16 protein-coding genes are annotated in these 17,182 nt (G+C 29.6%); 5 read left to right on the top strand and 11 right to left on the bottom strand.

The features are described from left to right. Positions 1 to 87: 87 nt before the first annotated feature. Entirely contained in the window at positions 88 to 522 is a 435-nt protein-coding gene (locus ACFQ1U_RS01090; protein ID WP_386104416.1) for a helix-turn-helix transcriptional regulator, read from the top strand. A gap of 353 nt (positions 523 to 875) precedes the next feature. On the opposite strand, the gene fabG is transcribed toward ACFQ1U_RS01090, so the two are convergent. The 9 genes from fabG to ACFQ1U_RS01045 all read right to left on the bottom strand — a co-directional run bounded on the left by fabG (position 876) and on the right by ACFQ1U_RS01045 (position 11,740). Further along, the gene (gene fabG / locus ACFQ1U_RS01085) at positions 876 to 1,622 is read right to left on the bottom strand and encodes a 3-oxoacyl-[acyl-carrier-protein] reductase (RefSeq protein ID WP_386104414.1); all 747 of its coding nucleotides are present in this window, start codon (positions 1,620 to 1,622) and stop codon (positions 876 to 878) included. Between the two features lie 95 nt (positions 1,623 to 1,717). Further along, complete coding sequence (locus ACFQ1U_RS01080; RefSeq protein WP_386104412.1) at positions 1,718 to 4,693, bottom strand: insulinase family protein; 2,976 nt, start codon at positions 4,691 to 4,693, stop codon at positions 1,718 to 1,720. Between the two features lie 81 nt (positions 4,694 to 4,774). Next, positions 4,775 to 5,647, bottom strand: a complete 873-nt coding sequence (sucD, locus tag ACFQ1U_RS01075) for a succinate--CoA ligase subunit alpha (protein WP_386104410.1) — start codon at positions 5,645 to 5,647, stop codon at positions 4,775 to 4,777. Positions 5,648 to 5,718: 71 nt separating this feature from the next. Beyond that, complete coding sequence (locus ACFQ1U_RS01070; protein WP_386104408.1) at positions 5,719 to 6,639, bottom strand: UDP-3-O-(3-hydroxymyristoyl)glucosamine N-acyltransferase; 921 nt, start codon at positions 6,637 to 6,639, stop codon at positions 5,719 to 5,721. Positions 6,640 to 6,670: 31 nt separating this feature from the next. Next, positions 6,671 to 7,237 (bottom strand): elongation factor P, encoded by a 567-nt coding sequence (gene efp, locus ACFQ1U_RS01065; RefSeq protein ID WP_386104406.1) that lies wholly within the window; start codon positions 7,235 to 7,237, stop codon positions 6,671 to 6,673. Positions 7,238 to 7,242: 5 nt separating this feature from the next. Then, a complete protein-coding gene (gene lpxA, locus ACFQ1U_RS01060; protein WP_386104404.1) occupies positions 7,243 to 8,028 on the bottom strand; it encodes an acyl-ACP--UDP-N-acetylglucosamine O-acyltransferase in 786 nt (261 codons plus the stop codon). 2 nt (positions 8,029 to 8,030) lie between these two features. After that, on the bottom strand, positions 8,031 to 9,422 hold the full coding sequence (locus ACFQ1U_RS01055; protein ID WP_386104402.1) for a bifunctional UDP-3-O-[3-hydroxymyristoyl] N-acetylglucosamine deacetylase/3-hydroxyacyl-ACP dehydratase: 1,392 nt from the start codon (positions 9,420 to 9,422) through the stop codon (positions 8,031 to 8,033). Then, complete coding sequence (gene lpxD / locus ACFQ1U_RS01050; protein WP_386104400.1) at positions 9,415 to 10,455, bottom strand: UDP-3-O-(3-hydroxymyristoyl)glucosamine N-acyltransferase; 1,041 nt, start codon at positions 10,453 to 10,455, stop codon at positions 9,415 to 9,417. The genes ACFQ1U_RS01055 and lpxD overlap by 8 nt, the downstream gene beginning before the upstream one ends. Positions 10,456 to 10,501: 46 nt before the next feature. Continuing rightward, on the bottom strand, positions 10,502 to 11,740 hold the full coding sequence (locus ACFQ1U_RS01045) for an HD domain-containing protein (RefSeq protein WP_386104398.1): 1,239 nt from the start codon (positions 11,738 to 11,740) through the stop codon (positions 10,502 to 10,504). A gap of 150 nt (positions 11,741 to 11,890) precedes the next feature. Between ACFQ1U_RS01045 and porX the strand changes: the two genes are divergently transcribed. The 4 genes from porX to ACFQ1U_RS01025 all read left to right on the top strand — a co-directional run bounded on the left by porX (position 11,891) and on the right by ACFQ1U_RS01025 (position 15,519). Beyond that, the gene (gene porX / locus ACFQ1U_RS01040; protein ID WP_386104396.1) at positions 11,891 to 13,441 is read left to right on the top strand and encodes a T9SS response regulator signal transducer PorX; all 1,551 of its coding nucleotides are present in this window, start codon (positions 11,891 to 11,893) and stop codon (positions 13,439 to 13,441) included. A gap of 61 nt (positions 13,442 to 13,502) precedes the next feature. Then, on the top strand, positions 13,503 to 13,916 hold the full coding sequence (tsaE, locus tag ACFQ1U_RS01035; protein ID WP_386104394.1) for a tRNA (adenosine(37)-N6)-threonylcarbamoyltransferase complex ATPase subunit type 1 TsaE: 414 nt from the start codon (positions 13,503 to 13,505) through the stop codon (positions 13,914 to 13,916). Next, entirely contained in the window at positions 13,916 to 15,112 is a 1,197-nt protein-coding gene (locus tag ACFQ1U_RS01030) for an alanine dehydrogenase (protein WP_386104393.1), read from the top strand. The genes tsaE and ACFQ1U_RS01030 overlap by 1 nt, the downstream gene beginning before the upstream one ends. Positions 15,113 to 15,150: 38 nt before the next feature. Then, complete coding sequence (locus ACFQ1U_RS01025; protein ID WP_386104391.1) at positions 15,151 to 15,519, top strand: DUF4258 domain-containing protein; 369 nt, start codon at positions 15,151 to 15,153, stop codon at positions 15,517 to 15,519. 99 nt (positions 15,520 to 15,618) lie between these two features. Here the strand turns inward: ACFQ1U_RS01025 and ACFQ1U_RS01020 are convergent, their stop codons facing one another. Both ACFQ1U_RS01020 and ACFQ1U_RS01015 read right to left on the bottom strand, forming a co-directional pair. Then, the gene (locus tag ACFQ1U_RS01020; RefSeq protein ID WP_386104389.1) at positions 15,619 to 16,587 is read right to left on the bottom strand and encodes a hypothetical protein; all 969 of its coding nucleotides are present in this window, start codon (positions 16,585 to 16,587) and stop codon (positions 15,619 to 15,621) included. Beyond that, positions 16,588 to 17,181: a YdeI/OmpD-associated family protein gene (locus ACFQ1U_RS01015; RefSeq protein ID WP_386104387.1), complete on the bottom strand. Its 594-nt coding sequence runs from the start codon at positions 17,179 to 17,181 to the stop codon at positions 16,588 to 16,590. It abuts the gene before it with no gap. Position 17,182 lies beyond the last annotated feature (1 nt).

Raw genomic sequence — 17,182 nt, 5'->3', positions numbered from 1 at the left:
TTAATAGAATGCTACTTTTAAATTTTTAAATTTTGATATTTAAAAATTAATAATTACATTTGTAAAGTAAGTAAATTTATTACAATTGTGAATTCGGAAGCAATTTCAAATAGAATAAAATTAATTATAGAACATTATAATTTAACATCGTCAACATTTGCAGATTCTATTGATGTGCAAAGATCAAGTATTTCTCACCTACTTTCAGGTAGAAACAAACCTAGTTTAGACTTTGTTATGAAAGTGGTTAATAATTATGAAGATGTAGACTTATATTGGCTTTTGTATGGTGATGGTAATTTTCCTAAGAAGGATAAAAAAACTGAAAGTTTCAAAAAAGAAGTTACTAAAAGTGCTGAAGATTTAACATTTTTAAAAGCTCCAACTCTATTCACTGATAACAAAATAATCACACAATCAGACGAAAATAAATCAAATAGCTCCGTCTCAGTAAATAATAAAAAATTAGTTAAAGTCATATTAATATATAATGACGAAACTTTTGAAGAATTTAACAAGTAGTTCCCCAACGAGAATTACTGCTAATAATCCCCAAAGTAGAAGAAAGCCTGTAAAATTTTCACAGGCTTTTTTAAATACTATTTATTCATTTAACTATTATAAGAATAATCTACTTATACCAGTTATACAATATAAAAATCTTATATGTCAATTTATTTCTAATTTTAAGATAAATTATGAGCTAAATACCAATCTTCTCAAAATCTCTTATTCGTATAATTATTCAAATTAATTTCAAATACGCGATTCTCAGCAAAGTAAAAAACTACCTATTTTTTTATTAAAATTAGTATAATAAAAAAGTCTGTAATATTTTACAGACTTTTTTTATGATTATTTTATATGATCAAATACTAAGTTAACATTCCCCCATCAACAGATAAGGTTTGACCAGTAATATATGAACTCATATCTGAACCTAAAAATACACATGCATCTGCTATATCTTTTGGTGATCCTCCTCTTTTTAATGGAATTTCATTTCTCCAACCTTCAACAACTTTTTCATCTAATTTAGCTGTCATTTCAGTTTCTATAAAACCAGGAGCAATTACATTACTTCTTATGTTTCTAGAACCTAGTTCTAAAGCAACTGATTTTGAGAATCCTATGATACCTGCTTTAGATGCTGCATAATTTGCTTGACCAGCATTACCTTTTAAACCAACAACAGAACTCATATTAATTATAGAACCAGCTCGTTGTTTCATCATTGGACGAACCACTGCTTTTGTTAAATTAAATACAGACTTTAAATTTACTTCAATTACTTTATCAAAATCATCTTCAGAAATTCTCATCAACAAATTATCTTTTGTTATACCTGCATTGTTAATTAAAACATCAACAGTACCAAATTCTTCCAATACATTTTTAACTAAATCTTGAGCTGCATCAAAATCTGCTGCATTAGATTGATATCCTTTGGCTTTTACTCCAAATTCTTTTAATTCTGATTCTAAAGCAGTTGCAGCGTCAACTGATGAATTATATGTAAAAGCAACGTTAGCACCTTGCTTTGCAAACTCTAATGCAATTCCACGTCCAATACCTCTGGTAGCACCAGTTATAATTGCAGTTTTGTTTTCTAGTAGTTTCATTAAATTAGTTGTTTTTAGAATTTCAAATATAAAAAGAAAATCCTGCTAAAAAATTAATCTTAGCAGGATTTTAATCTTTTAATTAACTAAGTTAATTAAGATTTTATTTTTTTCTTATCAACGTAATTAAATAAATAATCAACTTCTAACTCTTGAATTTTGCCTAACTTTTGAAGAGACTTAACGTCAAGATCTTTCTTGTTTCCTATTACCATTACATTGTACTTCTCTCCTTTTATATTATTATCAAAAAATGATTTCAAATCATTGATTGTCATATTTTTAATAGTATTATAAATTTCTTCTCTATTGTCATTTTCAATTCCTAATTTCTTTAAACGTTCATAAGACCAGAAGATATTTGATTTTGTAATTCTTTCAGCAGCAATCTTTTTTAATGTAGCTTCTTTTGCTGCATTAAATTGTTTTTCTGCTTCAGGCATGTTATTCATTAAATCCATCATTGCATCAACTGCTTGCTCTAACTTATTAGCTTGAGTACCAACATAAGCTAAAACATAATTTGGTTTTCCTTTCTCTGAAGCAGTATCATAAGCTGCAAAAGCTGAATATGCTAAAGATTTACTTTCTCTAATTTCTTGAAATACGATAGATGATAATCCACTTCCGAAATAGGTATTGAATAATCTAGACGCTGCTAAGTTTTTAGGATCAAAAGGTTCTCCTTTTGCTAAAAATAACATTTCGGTTTGTACCATGTCATAATTTGTAAAGTATACATTTCCACCTGTTTCAGTTTCAGTATATTTTACTGCTTCGGGATATTCTTTTAAATCACCGTAAACTTTATGATTTGCATCTAATGCTGTAATTGCAGCATCTAAATCTTTTCCGTAGTAAAAAATTCGTTGTTTATAATTCTTCAAGTCTTTTACTAAACTTACTAATTCCTCTGGGTTAACTTCTTTTAGTTCATCTATTTGCATGATGTTTCTTAATCGTGAATTTTCACCATACATACCATAGTTCATCAAACCATTCCAAAGAATATTACCTTTTTGAGTTTTACCATCTTGTCGTTCTTTGTAAATTTTATTTACATATTTATCGTACGCTTCTTGATCTGCTTTTGCATTATCCCATAAGTGCTCAAGTAATTCTAATCCTTTTGGTAAATTTTCTTTCAACCCTCTTAAACCAACATAAGTTTTATCATTACCTGTTGATACGTAATAATTAACACCTAATTTATAAAACTCTTTTTTAATTTCTTCAGCACTATATTTATCTGTACCTAAGTATTCTAAGTAACCAGCAGCTAATGATAATTTTTTATCATTATCGCTTCCCATATCAAAAATGATATTTAAATTAAACAAGTCATTGGTTTCATTTTCTATGTAAGAAATCTCTATACCATTTGCAGTTTTAGCCTCTTTTATTTTAGACTTATAGTCAATAAATTTAGGTTGTAATGATTTTGACTCTACTTGTGCAAATTTCTTTTTAAAGTCAGATTCTTTTCCTCTATTTAATTTGATTGGTGTAATACCAGGATTTTCAACTTTAACAATTGATGGATCTTCACCTTTTAACTTATGTACTTCTACATAATTATCTTTATATATTCTATTAGCTGCATCTATAATATCTTGCTTGCTAATATTTTTCATATCGTCTAACATTTTTAAACGATTATCCCAATCTTGCTCACCAATAAATGCTGATAAAAATGCATAAGCTGTAGAACTTGCATTTTCGTATTGACGAATTCTAGATAATTTTAAATCGTTAACAACAGCACTTGGCAACCAATCTTCAAATTCACCTTTTTTAATTTTATCTAATTGTGCAAGTAATAACTCTTTTACTTCATCTAAAGTTTGATTTTGTTTTGGTACCCCATAAACAACATGAAAACCATAGTCATTATCAAAGTTTGTAAAAGAGGAAGCTCTTTGTACTTTTTGTTGTTGGTTAAGATTTAAGTCAATTAATCCTGCTTGCGAATTTGCTAGCATATAATCTATTAATGTTACTATTGTTTCATCTTTACTTCCAACACCTTGTGTTCTAAAAGCTACATAAATATTTTCGGCCGTTGGTCCGTAAACTGTTTTTTTAACAGGAGTAATTAATGGTGCAACTTCATCAAATGTAGGATGAACTACTTCTTTACGCTCATAATTTCCAAAAGCCTTATTTACTTTTACAATAGTTTCATCAAAATCTAAATCACCTACCATAATTACTGCCATATTATTTGGCACATAATATTTATTGAAATAAGCATGAATTGCTTCCATAGATGGATTTTTAAGATGCTCTGACTCACCAATAGTAGTCTGAGTTCCGTATGGATGTGTAGGAAAAAGTCCTTCTAACATTTTAGCGTACATTTTTCTTCCATCATTATCTTGGCCACGATTATATTCTTCATAAACTGCCTCTAGTTCTGTATGAAACAAACGTAAAACCAATTTACTAAATCGCTCTCCTTCTACCATTAACCACTTATCTACTTCATTAGATGGTATTTTACCAACATATACTGTTTGCTCACTAGATGTGAATGCATTAGTACCTTGCGTACCTAATGAATTTACCATATTATCATACTCATTAGCAATTGCTAATTCTGAAGCTTCTAAAGATTTTTTATCAATTTGCTGATAAATTTCTTTCTTTTTTTCAAGATCAGTTTCTGCTTTATGTTTTTCATATAAATCAGAAATTTCTTTTAAGTAAACTTGTTCTTTTTCAAAATCTACTGTACCAATTTCATCTGTACCTTTGAAAACCATGTGCTCTAAATAGTGAGCTAAACCAGTGTTATCTGCGGGGTCATAAGTAGATCCTGCCTTTACAGCAATTAAAGTTTGAATTTTTGGCTCTTCTGTATTTCTTCCTAAATATACTTTTAGTCCATTATCTAGAGTATATAAACGTAAACCTGTGGGATCATTTGTGTAAGTAGTATACGAAAATCCATTGGCGTCATTTTTCTCCTCAGCAGTTATTGATGATGAATTGTTATTGGTTTTACAACCAATCAATCCTACTACTAACATACTGAAAAGCAGCAATTTTGTTTTTTTAAATAATTTCATAGTTAAGTTAAATATTTTGTAATAAAAAATCCGTTGAATTTACAAATTCAACGGATTTTTAAGAAATATTTTATGTAAAATTTAAGCCAAAACTTTAGCTACCATTTCTCCAATTTTTGCAGGAGATTCTACAACGTGAACTCCATTTTCAGCTAATATTTTCATTTTAGCTTGTGCAGTATCATCAGCTCCTCCTACAATAGCACCTGCATGTCCCATTGTTCTACCAGCTGGTGCAGTTTGTCCAGCAATAAAACCAACTACTGGTTTACGGTTACCATCAGCTTTAATCCAACGAGCAGCTTCAGCTTCTAAGTTACCTCCAATTTCACCAATCATTACAATTGCTTCAGTTTCATCGTCATTCATTAATAACTCTACTGCTTCTTTGGTAGTAGTTCCAATAATTGGATCTCCTCCAATACCAATGGCAGTAGTAATTCCAAATCCTTGTTTTACAACCTGATCAGCAGCTTCGTAAGTTAAAGTACCAGATTTAGATACAATACCTACCTTACCTTTTTTGAAAATAAAACCTGGCATAATACCAACTTTAGCCTCTTCTGGTGTAATAACTCCAGGACAGTTAGGACCAATTAAAGTACAGTCTTTAGTATCAATATAAGCTTTAACTTTTACCATATCAGCTGTAGGAATTCCTTCAGTAATACAAATAATTACTTTAATTCCTGCTTCAGCAGCTTCCATAATTGCATCAGCAGCAAATGCTGGCGGAACAAAAATGATAGTAGTATCTGCTCCTGCTTTTTGTACAGCTTCGTCAACGGTATTGAAAACTGGTTTACCAAGGTGCTCTTGTCCTCCTTTACCTGGAGTAACACCACCTACTATGTTGGTTCCGTAATCAATCATTTGACCTGCGTGGAAAGTTCCTTCGCTTCCTGTAAATCCTTGTACAATAATTTTTGAATCTTTATTTACTAAAACACTCATTGGTTGTTTATTTTATTTTTTAAGACAAGCAAAAATAACTTTTTAATTGACGAATACCAATTAAATTTATGTTACTTTTTTTCTTTATTGATTTGATTTTTTAAATATACTATTTCGCGCATTGTTTGGCGATACTCTTTTTGAGGAGTTCCAAAATAAACGCCTTTATCTAAAGATTTCATAACACCTGTTTGTGCCATAAGTACAGTACCTTTGGCAATTCTAAGTCCACTAATTACGCCTACTTGCCCCCAAATAGTTACTTCATCTTCTATAACAGTGCATCCTGCAATACCAGTTTGAGCAGCAATTAAACATTTACTACCAATTAAGGTATCGTGACCCACATGTACCTGGTTATCAATTTTTGATCCTTTACCAATTGTAGTATCTCCGGTAACCCCTCTGTCTATTGTACAAGAGGCTCCTAATTCTACATTATCTTCTAAAACAACTCTACCTCCAGAAATTAATCTATCAAAACCTGAGGGTCTATTTTTATAATAAAAAGCATCACTTCCTAATACTGTGTTAGACTGAATAATCACATTATCACCAATAACACAATTACTATTAATTGTTACATTAGGATGTATTACACAGTTTTTTCCCACAGTAACGTTCTCACCTATAAATACATTTGGCTGAATTATAGTGTTCTCTCCTATTACTGCTGAATCTGCAATAGTTTGTTTTGAAGCTATAAAAGGATTAAAATGTTTTGTTATTTTATTAAAATCTCTAAAAGGGTCATCAGAAATTAATAAAGTTTTTCCTTCTGGGCATAAAACATTTTTATTTATTAAAATTGTGGTTGCAGCAGAATTTAAAGCTTTATCATAATATTTAGGATGATCTACAAAAACAATATCACCATTTTCAACTACGTGAATTTCATTAATACCCGTAATTGTAAAATTTGGATCACCTACATAGTCAATGTTTAATAATGTAGCAATTTTTTGTAGTGTTTGAGTTTCTTTAAATTTCATGGAAAAGAAATCCCGCTAATGCGGGAAATATTTATTCTTTAATACGCTCTGTATAAGCTCCTTTTTCTGTATCTATTTTAATTTTGTCTCCTTCGTTAATAAATAAAGGAACATTTATTCGAGCTCCTGTTTCTACAGTTGCAGGCTTAGTTGCATTAGTTGCTGTATTACCTTTAACTCCAGGCTCTGTATGCGTAACTTCTAAAATCACATGAGATGGCATTTCTACTGATAATGGTGAATTATCTTCAGCATTAAAAATAACCGTTACCACTTCTCCTTCTTTTAATAAATCTGGAGAATCTAATGAATCTTTCATTAAAGTAATTTGGTTATAATCTTCAGTATTCATGAAATGATACATATCACCTTCTGGGTATAAATACTGATAAGAACGAGTTTCTACTCGTACATCTTCAATTTTATGACCCGCAGAAAAAGTATTATCAATAACTTTACCTGACGTAACACTTTTTAATTTTGTTCTAACAAAAGCAGGACCTTTACCTGGCTTTACGTGTAAAAACTCTATTATTTTGAAAATATCATGGTTATAACGAATACATAACCCTTTTTTAATATCTGATGTAGTTGCCATTTTAATTAATTTGCTTTGTAATATCCTTTCATTATTCCGCGATGAGAATCTTTTATAAATTGTATAATTTCATCGCGCTCTGATGTTGCTTCCATTTCAGCTTCAATAATATCAATTGCTTGACTATTGTTGTAATTCTTCTGAAATAAAATTCTGTAAACATCTTGAATTTCTCTAATTTTTTCTGTTGTGTAGCCTCTTCTTCTTAAACCAATAGAATTAATACCTACATAAGATAAAGGTTCTCTTGCCGCCTTTACAAAAGGAGGTACATCTTTTCTTACCAACGATCCTCCTGTAACAAAAGCGTGGTTTCCAACGGATGCAAATTGATGCACAGCTACCATACCCGCCAATACTACATTGTCTCCAATTGTAACATGACCAGCTAGTGTAGAATTGTTAGAAAAAATACAATTGTTACCAACCATACAATCATGAGCAACGTGACAATAAGCCATGATTAAACAATTATCTCCAATCACAGTTTTCATTCTGTCTGAAGTACCACGATTAATAGTTACACACTCTCTAATGGTTACATTATCACCAATTTCAACAGTAGTTTCCTCATCGTTGAATTTTAAATCTTGAGGGATAGCAGAAATAACAGCACCTGGAAAAATCCTACAATTTTTACCAATTCTTGCTCCTTCCATTATGGTTACATTAGAACCTATCCAAGTTCCAGAACCAATTTCTACATTGGCATGAATGGTTGTAAAGGGCTCTATAACTACGTTTCTTGCAATTTTTGCTTGCGGATGAACGTATGCTAAAGGTTGATTCATAATTACTTTACTTTACTTATTTGTGCCATTAGTTCAGCTTCTGCAACAATTTTACCGTTTGCATAAGCATAGGCTTGCATATGGGCAATACCACGACGAATCGGGGTAATTAATTCACTTTTAAATATTAAAGTATCACCAGGTAATACTTTTCTTTTAAACTTAACTTTATCTATTTTCATAAAATAAGTTAAGTAATTTTCTGGATCAGGTACAGTACTTAAAACTAATACTCCACCTGCTTGAGCCATTGCTTCTATTTGTAACACACCAGGCATTACTGGTGCTCCAGGAAAGTGACCAACAAAGAAATCTTCATTCATGGTAACATTTTTCATTCCTACTACATGAGAATCTGATAACTCTATAATTCTATCAACCAATAAAAATGGAGGTCTGTGTGGTAAAACATCCATTATTTGATGAATATCCATTAAAGGTGGTTGATTTAAATCGTACTTAGGTACATTATTACGTTTTTCATTCTTAATGATTTTTGCCAGCTTTTTAGCAAACATAGTGTTTACTAAATGACCTGGTTTATTAGCAATAACTTTACCTCTAATTCTAGTACCAACTAATGCTAAATCACCAATTACATCTAGTAATTTGTGACGTGCAGCTTCATTGGCCCAACGTAATTCTAAATTATCTAAAATTCCGTTTGGCTTAATTTTAATATCGTCTTTATTGAAGGCTTTTTTTAACTTTTCTAAAGTTGAGTCAGATAATTCTTTATCAACATATACAATAGCATTATTTAAGTCACCTCCTTTTATTAAGTCGTTTTCAAGTAACATCTCAATTTCATGTAAAAAACTGAATGTTCTAGCCGATGATATTTCTTCTTTAAAATCTGAAATTGTATCTAAGGTAGCGTTTTGAGTTCCTAATATTTTAGTCCCAAAGTCTACCATTGTTGTAACCTGATATTCATCAGCAGGCATTAAAATTACTTCACTGCCTGTAGCTTCATCTTTATATGAAATTATTTCTTTTACAACATACTCTTCAATTTCTTCATCTAATTCTTGTATACCTGCTTTTTCTAAAGCCTCTATAAAGAATTTTGAAGAGCCGTCCATAATTGGAGGCTCAGAAGCATTAATTTCAATTAATAAGTTATCTATATCTAAACCAACTGCTGCTGCTAAAACATGTTCTGAAGTGTTTATTTGTACTCCATTTTTTTCCATGTTGGTACCTCTTTGCGTGGTTGTAACATAGTCTGCTTTAGCTTCTATTACAGGCTGACCTTCTAAATCTACTCTTTTAAAAGCAAATCCGTGATTAGCTGGCGCTGGTTTGAAAGTCATCTTTACTTCATTACCTGTGTGTAATCCTACACCAGATAGAGAAATTTCGTTTTTTATAGTTTTTTGTTTATTACTCATTGTTTGGTTTTTGAGTATTTAAATCTTTTTCTAGTTTATTAATTGTTTTTGCAAGTTTTGGTAAATTTTTAAACACCACGTATGATTTGTTGTAATCACCATAACCAAATGCTGGTGAGCCTTGAACAACATCATTATCTTTTAAATTTCTACCAATCCCCGATTGTGCTTGAATTTTCACATTATTCCCAATAGAAATATGACCTACAATTCCTACTTGTCCACCAATCATACAATTTTCGCCAATTTTAGTAGAACCAGCAATACCGGATTGAGAAGCTATTACTGTGTTTTTACCTATTTCTACGTTATGAGCTATTTGTATTTGATTGTCAAGCTTCACTCCTTTTCTAATAATTGTTGAGCCTAAAGTAGCTCTATCAATAGTTGAATTAGAACCAACATCAACATTATCTTCAATTATAACGTTTCCTGTTTGAGGTACTGCTTGATATTCTCCATTTTCATCTGGTGCAAAACCAAATCCATCAGAACCAATAATTGTTCCTGAATGAATTTTACAATTTTTACCTATGATTGTTTCAGAATAAATTTTAACTCCTGCAAAAACGATAGTGTTATCACCTATTACTACATTGTCTCCAACATATGAATTTGGATAAATCTTTACATTTTTACCTATTTTCACTTGTTCTCCTATGTAAGAAAAGGCACCAATGTATTCATTTTCTCCAATTTCAGCACTTGATGCAATAAAATGAGGATTTTCTCTACCTGTTTTATTGTTTTTAACTTGGTTGTAAAACTCTAATAATTGTGAAAAGGCTTTATAAGCATCATCTACTTTAATTAATGTAGCTGCTATTTCTTTTTCTGGAGTGAATGATTTGTTAACAATTACTATTGATGCTGACGTATCATATATATAATTGTTATACTTTGGGTTAGCTAAAAATGTTAACGACCCTTTGCATCCTTCTTCTATCTTAGATAATTTAGAAACTTCCTCGTTTGGGTTTCCAACCACATCACCTTCTAAAATACCTGCTATTTGTTCTGCTGTAAACTTCATTAGATTGCAAAAGTAAATAAATTTTATGTATTGACTGAAGATACTTTTAATTCAACAAAAATTTCTTCGGATAACAAACGTAATATTTTATTACGGGTTTTGTTAATGTTTGAAGATTTAATTGATCTGAAGCTTTTGCAATATCTTTAAGTTTTCCTTTTTTGGTTAAGATTTTTATAGGTTTTTCTGAATTATATGCTTGGTTAATTACTTTATCTTCAAATTTAAAATAATGTAAATCTTCTTTTGCAATGCCTAATTCATTTTTAAAACTAACATCTATTTTTTCAAGCTGTTTTGTTGTAAATGGCTTGTCTTGTAATTGAATTTTAAGTAATTTTCTATTTACAATCATTGAAGATAGTTTTGCTAAAACTAAATCATCATGATGAACCCATTCTTTAATAGCAGATAAAACATCATAATCATCAAGGGTTGAAAATATATCAAGGGTTTCATCCGTAAAATTTTCTGCGTTAATGGTATTGTATAAAAAATACCTTAAAGGTGTACTTGCTGAAAGCTCAACATTTTTTTTAGCCAATTCTTTAGCTCTTTGTAGTGTTTTTACTAGTAATGTTTCTGCAGATAAACATGTTTTATGTAAATAAACCTGCCAGTACATTAATCTTCTTGCAATTAAAAACTTTTCTACAGAATAAATTCCTTTTTGCTCAATTACCAATTCATCATTTTTAACATTCATCATGGTAATTAATCTATCTGAAGAAATATTTCCTTCTGCAACTCCCGTAAAAAAACTATCTCTTTTTAAATAATCTAACCTATCAATATCTAGCTGACTTGATATAAGCTGATTAAAAAAAGAACGATGATATTTACCTTCAAAAATTTTAATTGCTAACGTTAGCTTTCCTTTAAATTTTTCATTAAGCTTTTTCATGAATTTTAAAGAAATTTCTTCATGAGCAATTCCATTAACAATACTATGCTCCAATGCGTGTGAAAACGCACCATGACCAATATCGTGCAATAAAATTGCTATATACAAAGCATTGGCTTCTTTATTTGAAATTTCTACATTTTTAGTACGTAAAACATGAACTGCTTTTTGCATCAAATGCATACAACCAATGGCGTGATGAAAACGAGTGTGATTTGCTCCGGGATACACTAAATTTGATAATCCCATTTGAGTTACTCTGCGTAATCTCTGAAAATAAGGATGTTCTATAATATCAAAAATAAGTGAATTTGGAATTGAAATGAATCCGTAAATTGGATCGTTTAATATTTTTAATTTGTTAGTTTTTTGTTTACTCAAAATGTAAATATTGTTCTATGTATAACAAAAATAGGTGCATTTTATGAACTAAACCAAACAAAACACCGTTTAATTAACTTATTTTTAGCTTTTACAATTACACGATAAATCAGTTTTAATCGTTAATTTGTGTAAACTACTAAAACAATTATGAGCAAATTTGAAATACTTTGGGTGGATGATGAAATTGATTTATTAAAACCTCACATTATTTTTTTAGAACAAAAAAACTATCAAGTTTCATCATGTAATAATGGTACTGATGCTATAGATTTAGTAGAAGAAAACAATTATGACATTGTTTTGTTAGACGAAAACATGCCTGGTTTAACTGGATTAGAAACATTAACCCAAATTAAACAAATTAAGCCTAATCTTCCTGTTGTTATGATAACTAAAAGCGAGGAAGAATATATTATGGAAGAAGCCATAGGGTCTAAAATTGCTGATTATTTAATAAAACCAGTAAATCCAAATCAAATACTTTTAAGCTTAAAAAAGAATTTAGATCACTCTAGATTAATTTCAGAAAAAACAACTTCTAATTATCAACAGGAATTTAGAAAAATAGCTATGGACCTATCAATGGTAAATAACCATGAAGAATGGGTTGATTTATACAAAAAACTTGTTCATTGGGAGCTTGAGTTAGAAGATATTAAAGATACTGGTATGTTAAGCATACTTGAAAGTCAAAAGGCTGAAGCTAATTCACAATTTTTTAAATTTATTAAAAAGAATTATCAAAACTGGTTGTCATCAAGTGAAGATAAACCAACTCTATCACATACTTTTTTTAAAGATTATGTAGTTCCAAACCTATCCAAAGACCAAGGTGTTTTGTGGGTGGTTATTGATAATTTAAGGTATGATCAATATCGAGTTTTAGAACCTTTAATTAATAACTTTTACAAAAAAGAAAAAGAACATTCTTACTTTAGCATTTTACCTACAGCAACTCAATATGCAAGAAACGCAATATTTTCTGGCCTAATGCCTTCAGAAATGGAAAAATTGTATCCAAAATATTGGAAAAATGACACTGATGAAGGTGGTAAAAATTTATTTGAAGCTGAATTTCTATCAGAACAAATAAAAAGATTGAGTTTAAATATTCAGCATGAATACCATAAGATTGTTTCTTTAAGAGCAGGTAAAGAATTATCTGATAGTTACAATAGTACTAAACAAAACGATTTAACCGTAATTGTTTATAATTTTGTTGATATGCTTTCTCATGCAAAAACAGAAATGGAGGTTATAAAAGAATTAGCCGGAGATGACAAAGCCTACAGATCTTTAACCGTTAGTTGGTTTAAAAACTCTCCTTTATTTGAAATTATTCAAAAAGCACATCAATTAGGACAAAAACTGATTATTACAACAGATCATGGTACTATTAATTGTAAAAACCCTTCTAAAGTTATTGGAGATAAAAACATTAGTGCCAATTTACGTTATAAAACAGGAAGAAGTTTAAGTTATGAAGAAAAAGAGGTTTTTGAAGTAAAAAACCCTAAAGATGTTTTTCTTCCTTCAATTTCTATAAATAGTCCTTTTATTTTTGCTAAAGAAGATTTATTTTTTGCCTACCCAAATAATTACAATCATTTTGTAAAATATTATAAAAACACCTATCAGCACGGAGGAATTTCTTTAGAAGAAATGATTATTCCTTGTGGAATATATGATCCTAAATAGATAAAAAGAAATACTAAAAAGACCTTGTAAAAAAATATAAGGTCTTTTTTATATTTGCATTATGAACAAAAACTATTCATTAAACGAATTATCAGTCGTTGCTCAAGAAATTGTAGAAAACTCTCAGCACAAAATATTACTTTTTAATGGTAATATGGGAGCCGGTAAAACAACGTTAATTAAAGAGTTGTGTAAAGTTTTAGGTGTAAAAGATGTAGCAAACTCTCCTACTTTTTCGTTAGTAAATGAATATGAAACTGTAAACCAAGAAACAGTATATCATTTTGATTTTTATAGAATTGAAAAAGAAGAAGAGGCCTACGATATGGGAGTAGAAGATTATTTTTATAGTAATAATTGGTGCTTAATAGAATGGCCAGAGAATGTTAAAAATTTACTACCTTTAAATGCTACTGAAATTCACATTGAAATTTTAGAAAACGGACAACGAAATATTCAACTTAAAAACAGTTAATGAGCTCATTATCTCCCTTCACAAAAGAACAATTAATTCCTCAGCCTGAAATGTTAGAAATTTCAAAACAAAAAGGCGAGTTATATATTGGCTTACCCAAAGAAACCCATTTTGAAGAAAAAAGAATAAGTTTAACACCAGATGCTGTTTCTGCTTTAGTAGCTCATGGACATCGTGTTGTTGTTGAAACGGGTGCCGGTGAAGGTGCTAACTATTCTGATAATGAATACTCTGAGGCTGGCGCAAAAATTTCTTATGATGTTAAAGAAGCGTTTGGCTGCAATATTGTTTTAAAGGTTGAACCACCATCTTTGGATGAAATTGAATACATGCATCCGCAAGCAGTTTTAATATCTGCTTTACAATTAAAAACACAAGAGAAAAAATATTTTGAAGCCTTAGCCAAAAAAAGAATTACAGCGATTGCTTTCGATTATATAAAAGATGAACACGGGGTATTTCCTGTTGTAAAATCATTAAGTGAAATAGCAGGTTTTGCCTCTATGCATATAGCTGCAGAATTGATGACCACCTCTAACGGAGGAAATGGTTTGTTATTAGGAAATATAGGTGGAGTTCCACCAAGTAGTGTTGTTATATTAGGTGCAGGAACAGTGGGTGAATTTGCTGCCAAAGCTGCTATCGGTTTAGGAGCAAGAGTTAAAGTATTTGATAACTCTATAACTAAATTACGAAGACTTCAGCAATTTGTTCAATCTCCAGTGTACACATCTACAGTACAACCAAAAGCATTACAAAAAGCATTAATGCGTTGTGATGTTGTTATTGGTGCTATTAGAGGAAAAGATAGAACTCCTATTGTAGTTACTGAAGAAATGGTAGAAAACATGAAAGAAGGTGCTGTTATTGTTGATGTTAGTATTGATAGAGGTGGTTGTTTTGAATCATCTAAAGTTACAACACATAGCAAACCTACTTTTACAGAACACGGTGTAATTCATTATTGTGTTCCAAACATTCCATCTCGATATGCTAGAACAGCTTCTGTATCAATCAGTAATATTTTCACCCCCTATTTATTGAATATTGCTGAAGAAGGCGGTTTTGAAAACGCAGCAAGATTTGACAAAAGTTTACGTAACGGAATGTATTTTTATCATGGTATTTTAACCAATAAAACGGTGGCTGATTGGTTTGATATTCCATATAGAGATATAAACTTATTGATTATATAAGCTTTTTCTGTATTTTCGCACCCCAATAAGAGTAACACATGAATTTATTAAAGAGAGTTGGAATGTATTTATTAGGAGTTTCATTAGGAGTTCCTATTGTTTTATTTTTTTGGAATAAAAAAGAAGTTACTTTTGATTATGGTATGGATGCTCGTACCTTAAAAACCATTCGTGTAAGAAAAAGAGTATATAGTAAAAATGCATTAACTACTTTACAACAAAATAATATTGATACAGCAATGGTAAGCAAACTTTTAAGAGAAGGGGATGTATCTTTTAAAAAAAGTAAGCCACGCCAAAAACCTTGTGCTGAATATTATGTAACTGGAGACTTACTTGATGTTTATGTAATTAGATGCGATAGTATTGCTACTATTGATAAAGTATTAGTGAAGAACAAGAACTAAAATGTATTTATTTATAAAGTTAAAAGCTATTATTTTTTAATTTTAATAAATAGTAAAACTTTAGATTTATAAATTAGTTAATTTGAGCTAATATTATAGCTACTTTTTTCTTAGAATTATTTTTTTTTGTAATAGTATAAGTGTAGCTGCAGAAATACTAAATAGTAACCCAAGACTTATAATAAAGAGAATTGTTGTATAAAAATTCTCGTCATATTGAATATTTATGTAATTATTTGCTATTAATATGTAAATGGTTGTCAAAATACTAGAAACATAATAATAAAAGCTAAATAGAAGTGATTTTTTGAATTTTATATTTTCTTTCGTAGAAAGAAAATAAATAAGATTTGATAATAAAATAAATATCATCATCAATGTAAATTGTAAAGATATTTTACCTGTAAGCTTAGTGAAATAATAGTTTTTAACTAAATTATAAATTAACAAACCACTAATTATTCCAAGACCAATACTATATGGTAAAATTTTAATTTTTAAGCTAAAAGACAGAAAAAATAGTAAAATAATAATACCTAAGATTAAAATATTTTTTAAAACAGGGATTAGTTGTATAAATTGAAAATTAACTATTTTAGACTCATCAGTTTTTCTACTCTTCAAAAAACTAATTTCAGATTCTAAATTATTTTTATAAGTATTGTTGTAATCTTTATGTAATAACAATCTTTCTTCTTGATCATTAATTATTATGCTTTGATTACATAAATATGAGTCATTTATTAAGCCATACTTACTAGGATTAGAATAAATTAACCATTTTTGTCCCTTTTCATATAAAAAATTGCAAACTCCACCACAGTTATTTAAACCAGAAATAAATTTAGTTGTTTGACCTTTAAAAATATTTTCAACTTGAAAAGTAAACTTTTGATATCCTAGATTATCACAATCTTCAACTTCAATTATTTCTCCTATAAAAATTAATGAATAGTTATCATATATCTCTTGAGTTATTTTGTCATGTGAACAGCTACAACCATATGATTTGTAAAAATTAAAAATTAACAAAACATAAAAAATAAGCCAGATTGTTTTGGGTTTCATCTAACAATTTTTATACTTATCATTAAGACCAACACCCTTTAAAATCATTGGTGTTATTTTCTGAATTCTAGTTATTTTGGTTTTTTCTCTTTTTGCTTCTTCTATATAAGTAGCATACTCTCTTTGTTTACCTGGTGTAAGTTTTAAAAAAGCTTTTTTAAGCTCTTGATTTACTGTAAATATAGCATCTAATTCTTTAGGTAGTATAACTTTTTTACTTTTACGATCTGGTTTAATTTCCTTACCCTGATCAAAATTAGCAAGAGATTCCAATACATAAGACTTAAGAAGCTCTTTATCGATTTCATTGACTGATGAAAATCTCCATTGACGCATTGCTTTGGTTTTTCCTTCTTGAGCGTTTTGTAGAACATTAGCCTCATCTAGCAATAAACCTCCTTGAAAAAACCACAAACCAAAATAATTTTTAAAACCTGCGATACCAACAACATTTTTATTTTTGTAAACATATACTGGTGCACCCCATTTAATAGTTTCAGTTAACGGAAGTTCTAATAACAGAGAACGCAAGATTTGTAATTCTTGCGTCCATTTTTTTTGTGTACTTATATATGTATCTACGTCTATATTCATA

The organism is Tenacibaculum geojense (genome assembly GCF_042676005.1).
In the GTDB taxonomy this organism is placed as follows: Bacteria; Bacteroidota; Bacteroidia; order Flavobacteriales; family Flavobacteriaceae; genus Polaribacter; species Polaribacter geojense.
This window is presented reverse-complemented; position numbering and strand designations above follow the sequence as displayed.

Coding starts and splice junctions, on each gene's coding strand:
- ACFQ1U_RS01020 (WP_386104389.1), bottom strand. CDS start 16,587: ATGAAACCCAAAACAATCTGGCTTATTTTTTATGTTTTGTTAATTTTT.
- ACFQ1U_RS01055 (WP_386104402.1), bottom strand. CDS start 9,422: ATGAGTAATAAACAAAAAACTATAAAAAACGAAATTTCTCTATCTGGT.
- lpxA (WP_386104404.1), bottom strand. CDS start 8,028: ATGAATCAACCTTTAGCATACGTTCATCCGCAAGCAAAAATTGCAAGA.
- ACFQ1U_RS01080 (WP_386104412.1), bottom strand. CDS start 4,693: ATGAAATTATTTAAAAAAACAAAATTGCTGCTTTTCAGTATGTTAGTA.
- porX (WP_386104396.1), top strand. CDS start 11,891: ATGAGCAAATTTGAAATACTTTGGGTGGATGATGAAATTGATTTATTA.
- ACFQ1U_RS01070 (WP_386104408.1), bottom strand. CDS start 6,639: ATGAAATTTAAAGAAACTCAAACACTACAAAAAATTGCTACATTATTA.
- sucD (WP_386104410.1), bottom strand. CDS start 5,647: ATGAGTGTTTTAGTAAATAAAGATTCAAAAATTATTGTACAAGGATTT.
- lpxD (WP_386104400.1), bottom strand. CDS start 10,455: ATGAAGTTTACAGCAGAACAAATAGCAGGTATTTTAGAAGGTGATGTG.
- ACFQ1U_RS01025 (WP_386104391.1), top strand. CDS start 15,151: ATGAATTTATTAAAGAGAGTTGGAATGTATTTATTAGGAGTTTCATTA.
- ACFQ1U_RS01030 (WP_386104393.1), top strand. CDS start 13,916: ATGAGCTCATTATCTCCCTTCACAAAAGAACAATTAATTCCTCAGCCT.
- efp (WP_386104406.1), bottom strand. CDS start 7,237: ATGGCAACTACATCAGATATTAAAAAAGGGTTATGTATTCGTTATAAC.
- tsaE (WP_386104394.1), top strand. CDS start 13,503: ATGAACAAAAACTATTCATTAAACGAATTATCAGTCGTTGCTCAAGAA.
- ACFQ1U_RS01015 (WP_386104387.1), bottom strand. CDS start 17,181: ATGAATATAGACGTAGATACATATATAAGTACACAAAAAAAATGGACG.
- fabG (WP_386104414.1), bottom strand. CDS start 1,622: ATGAAACTACTAGAAAACAAAACTGCAATTATAACTGGTGCTACCAGA.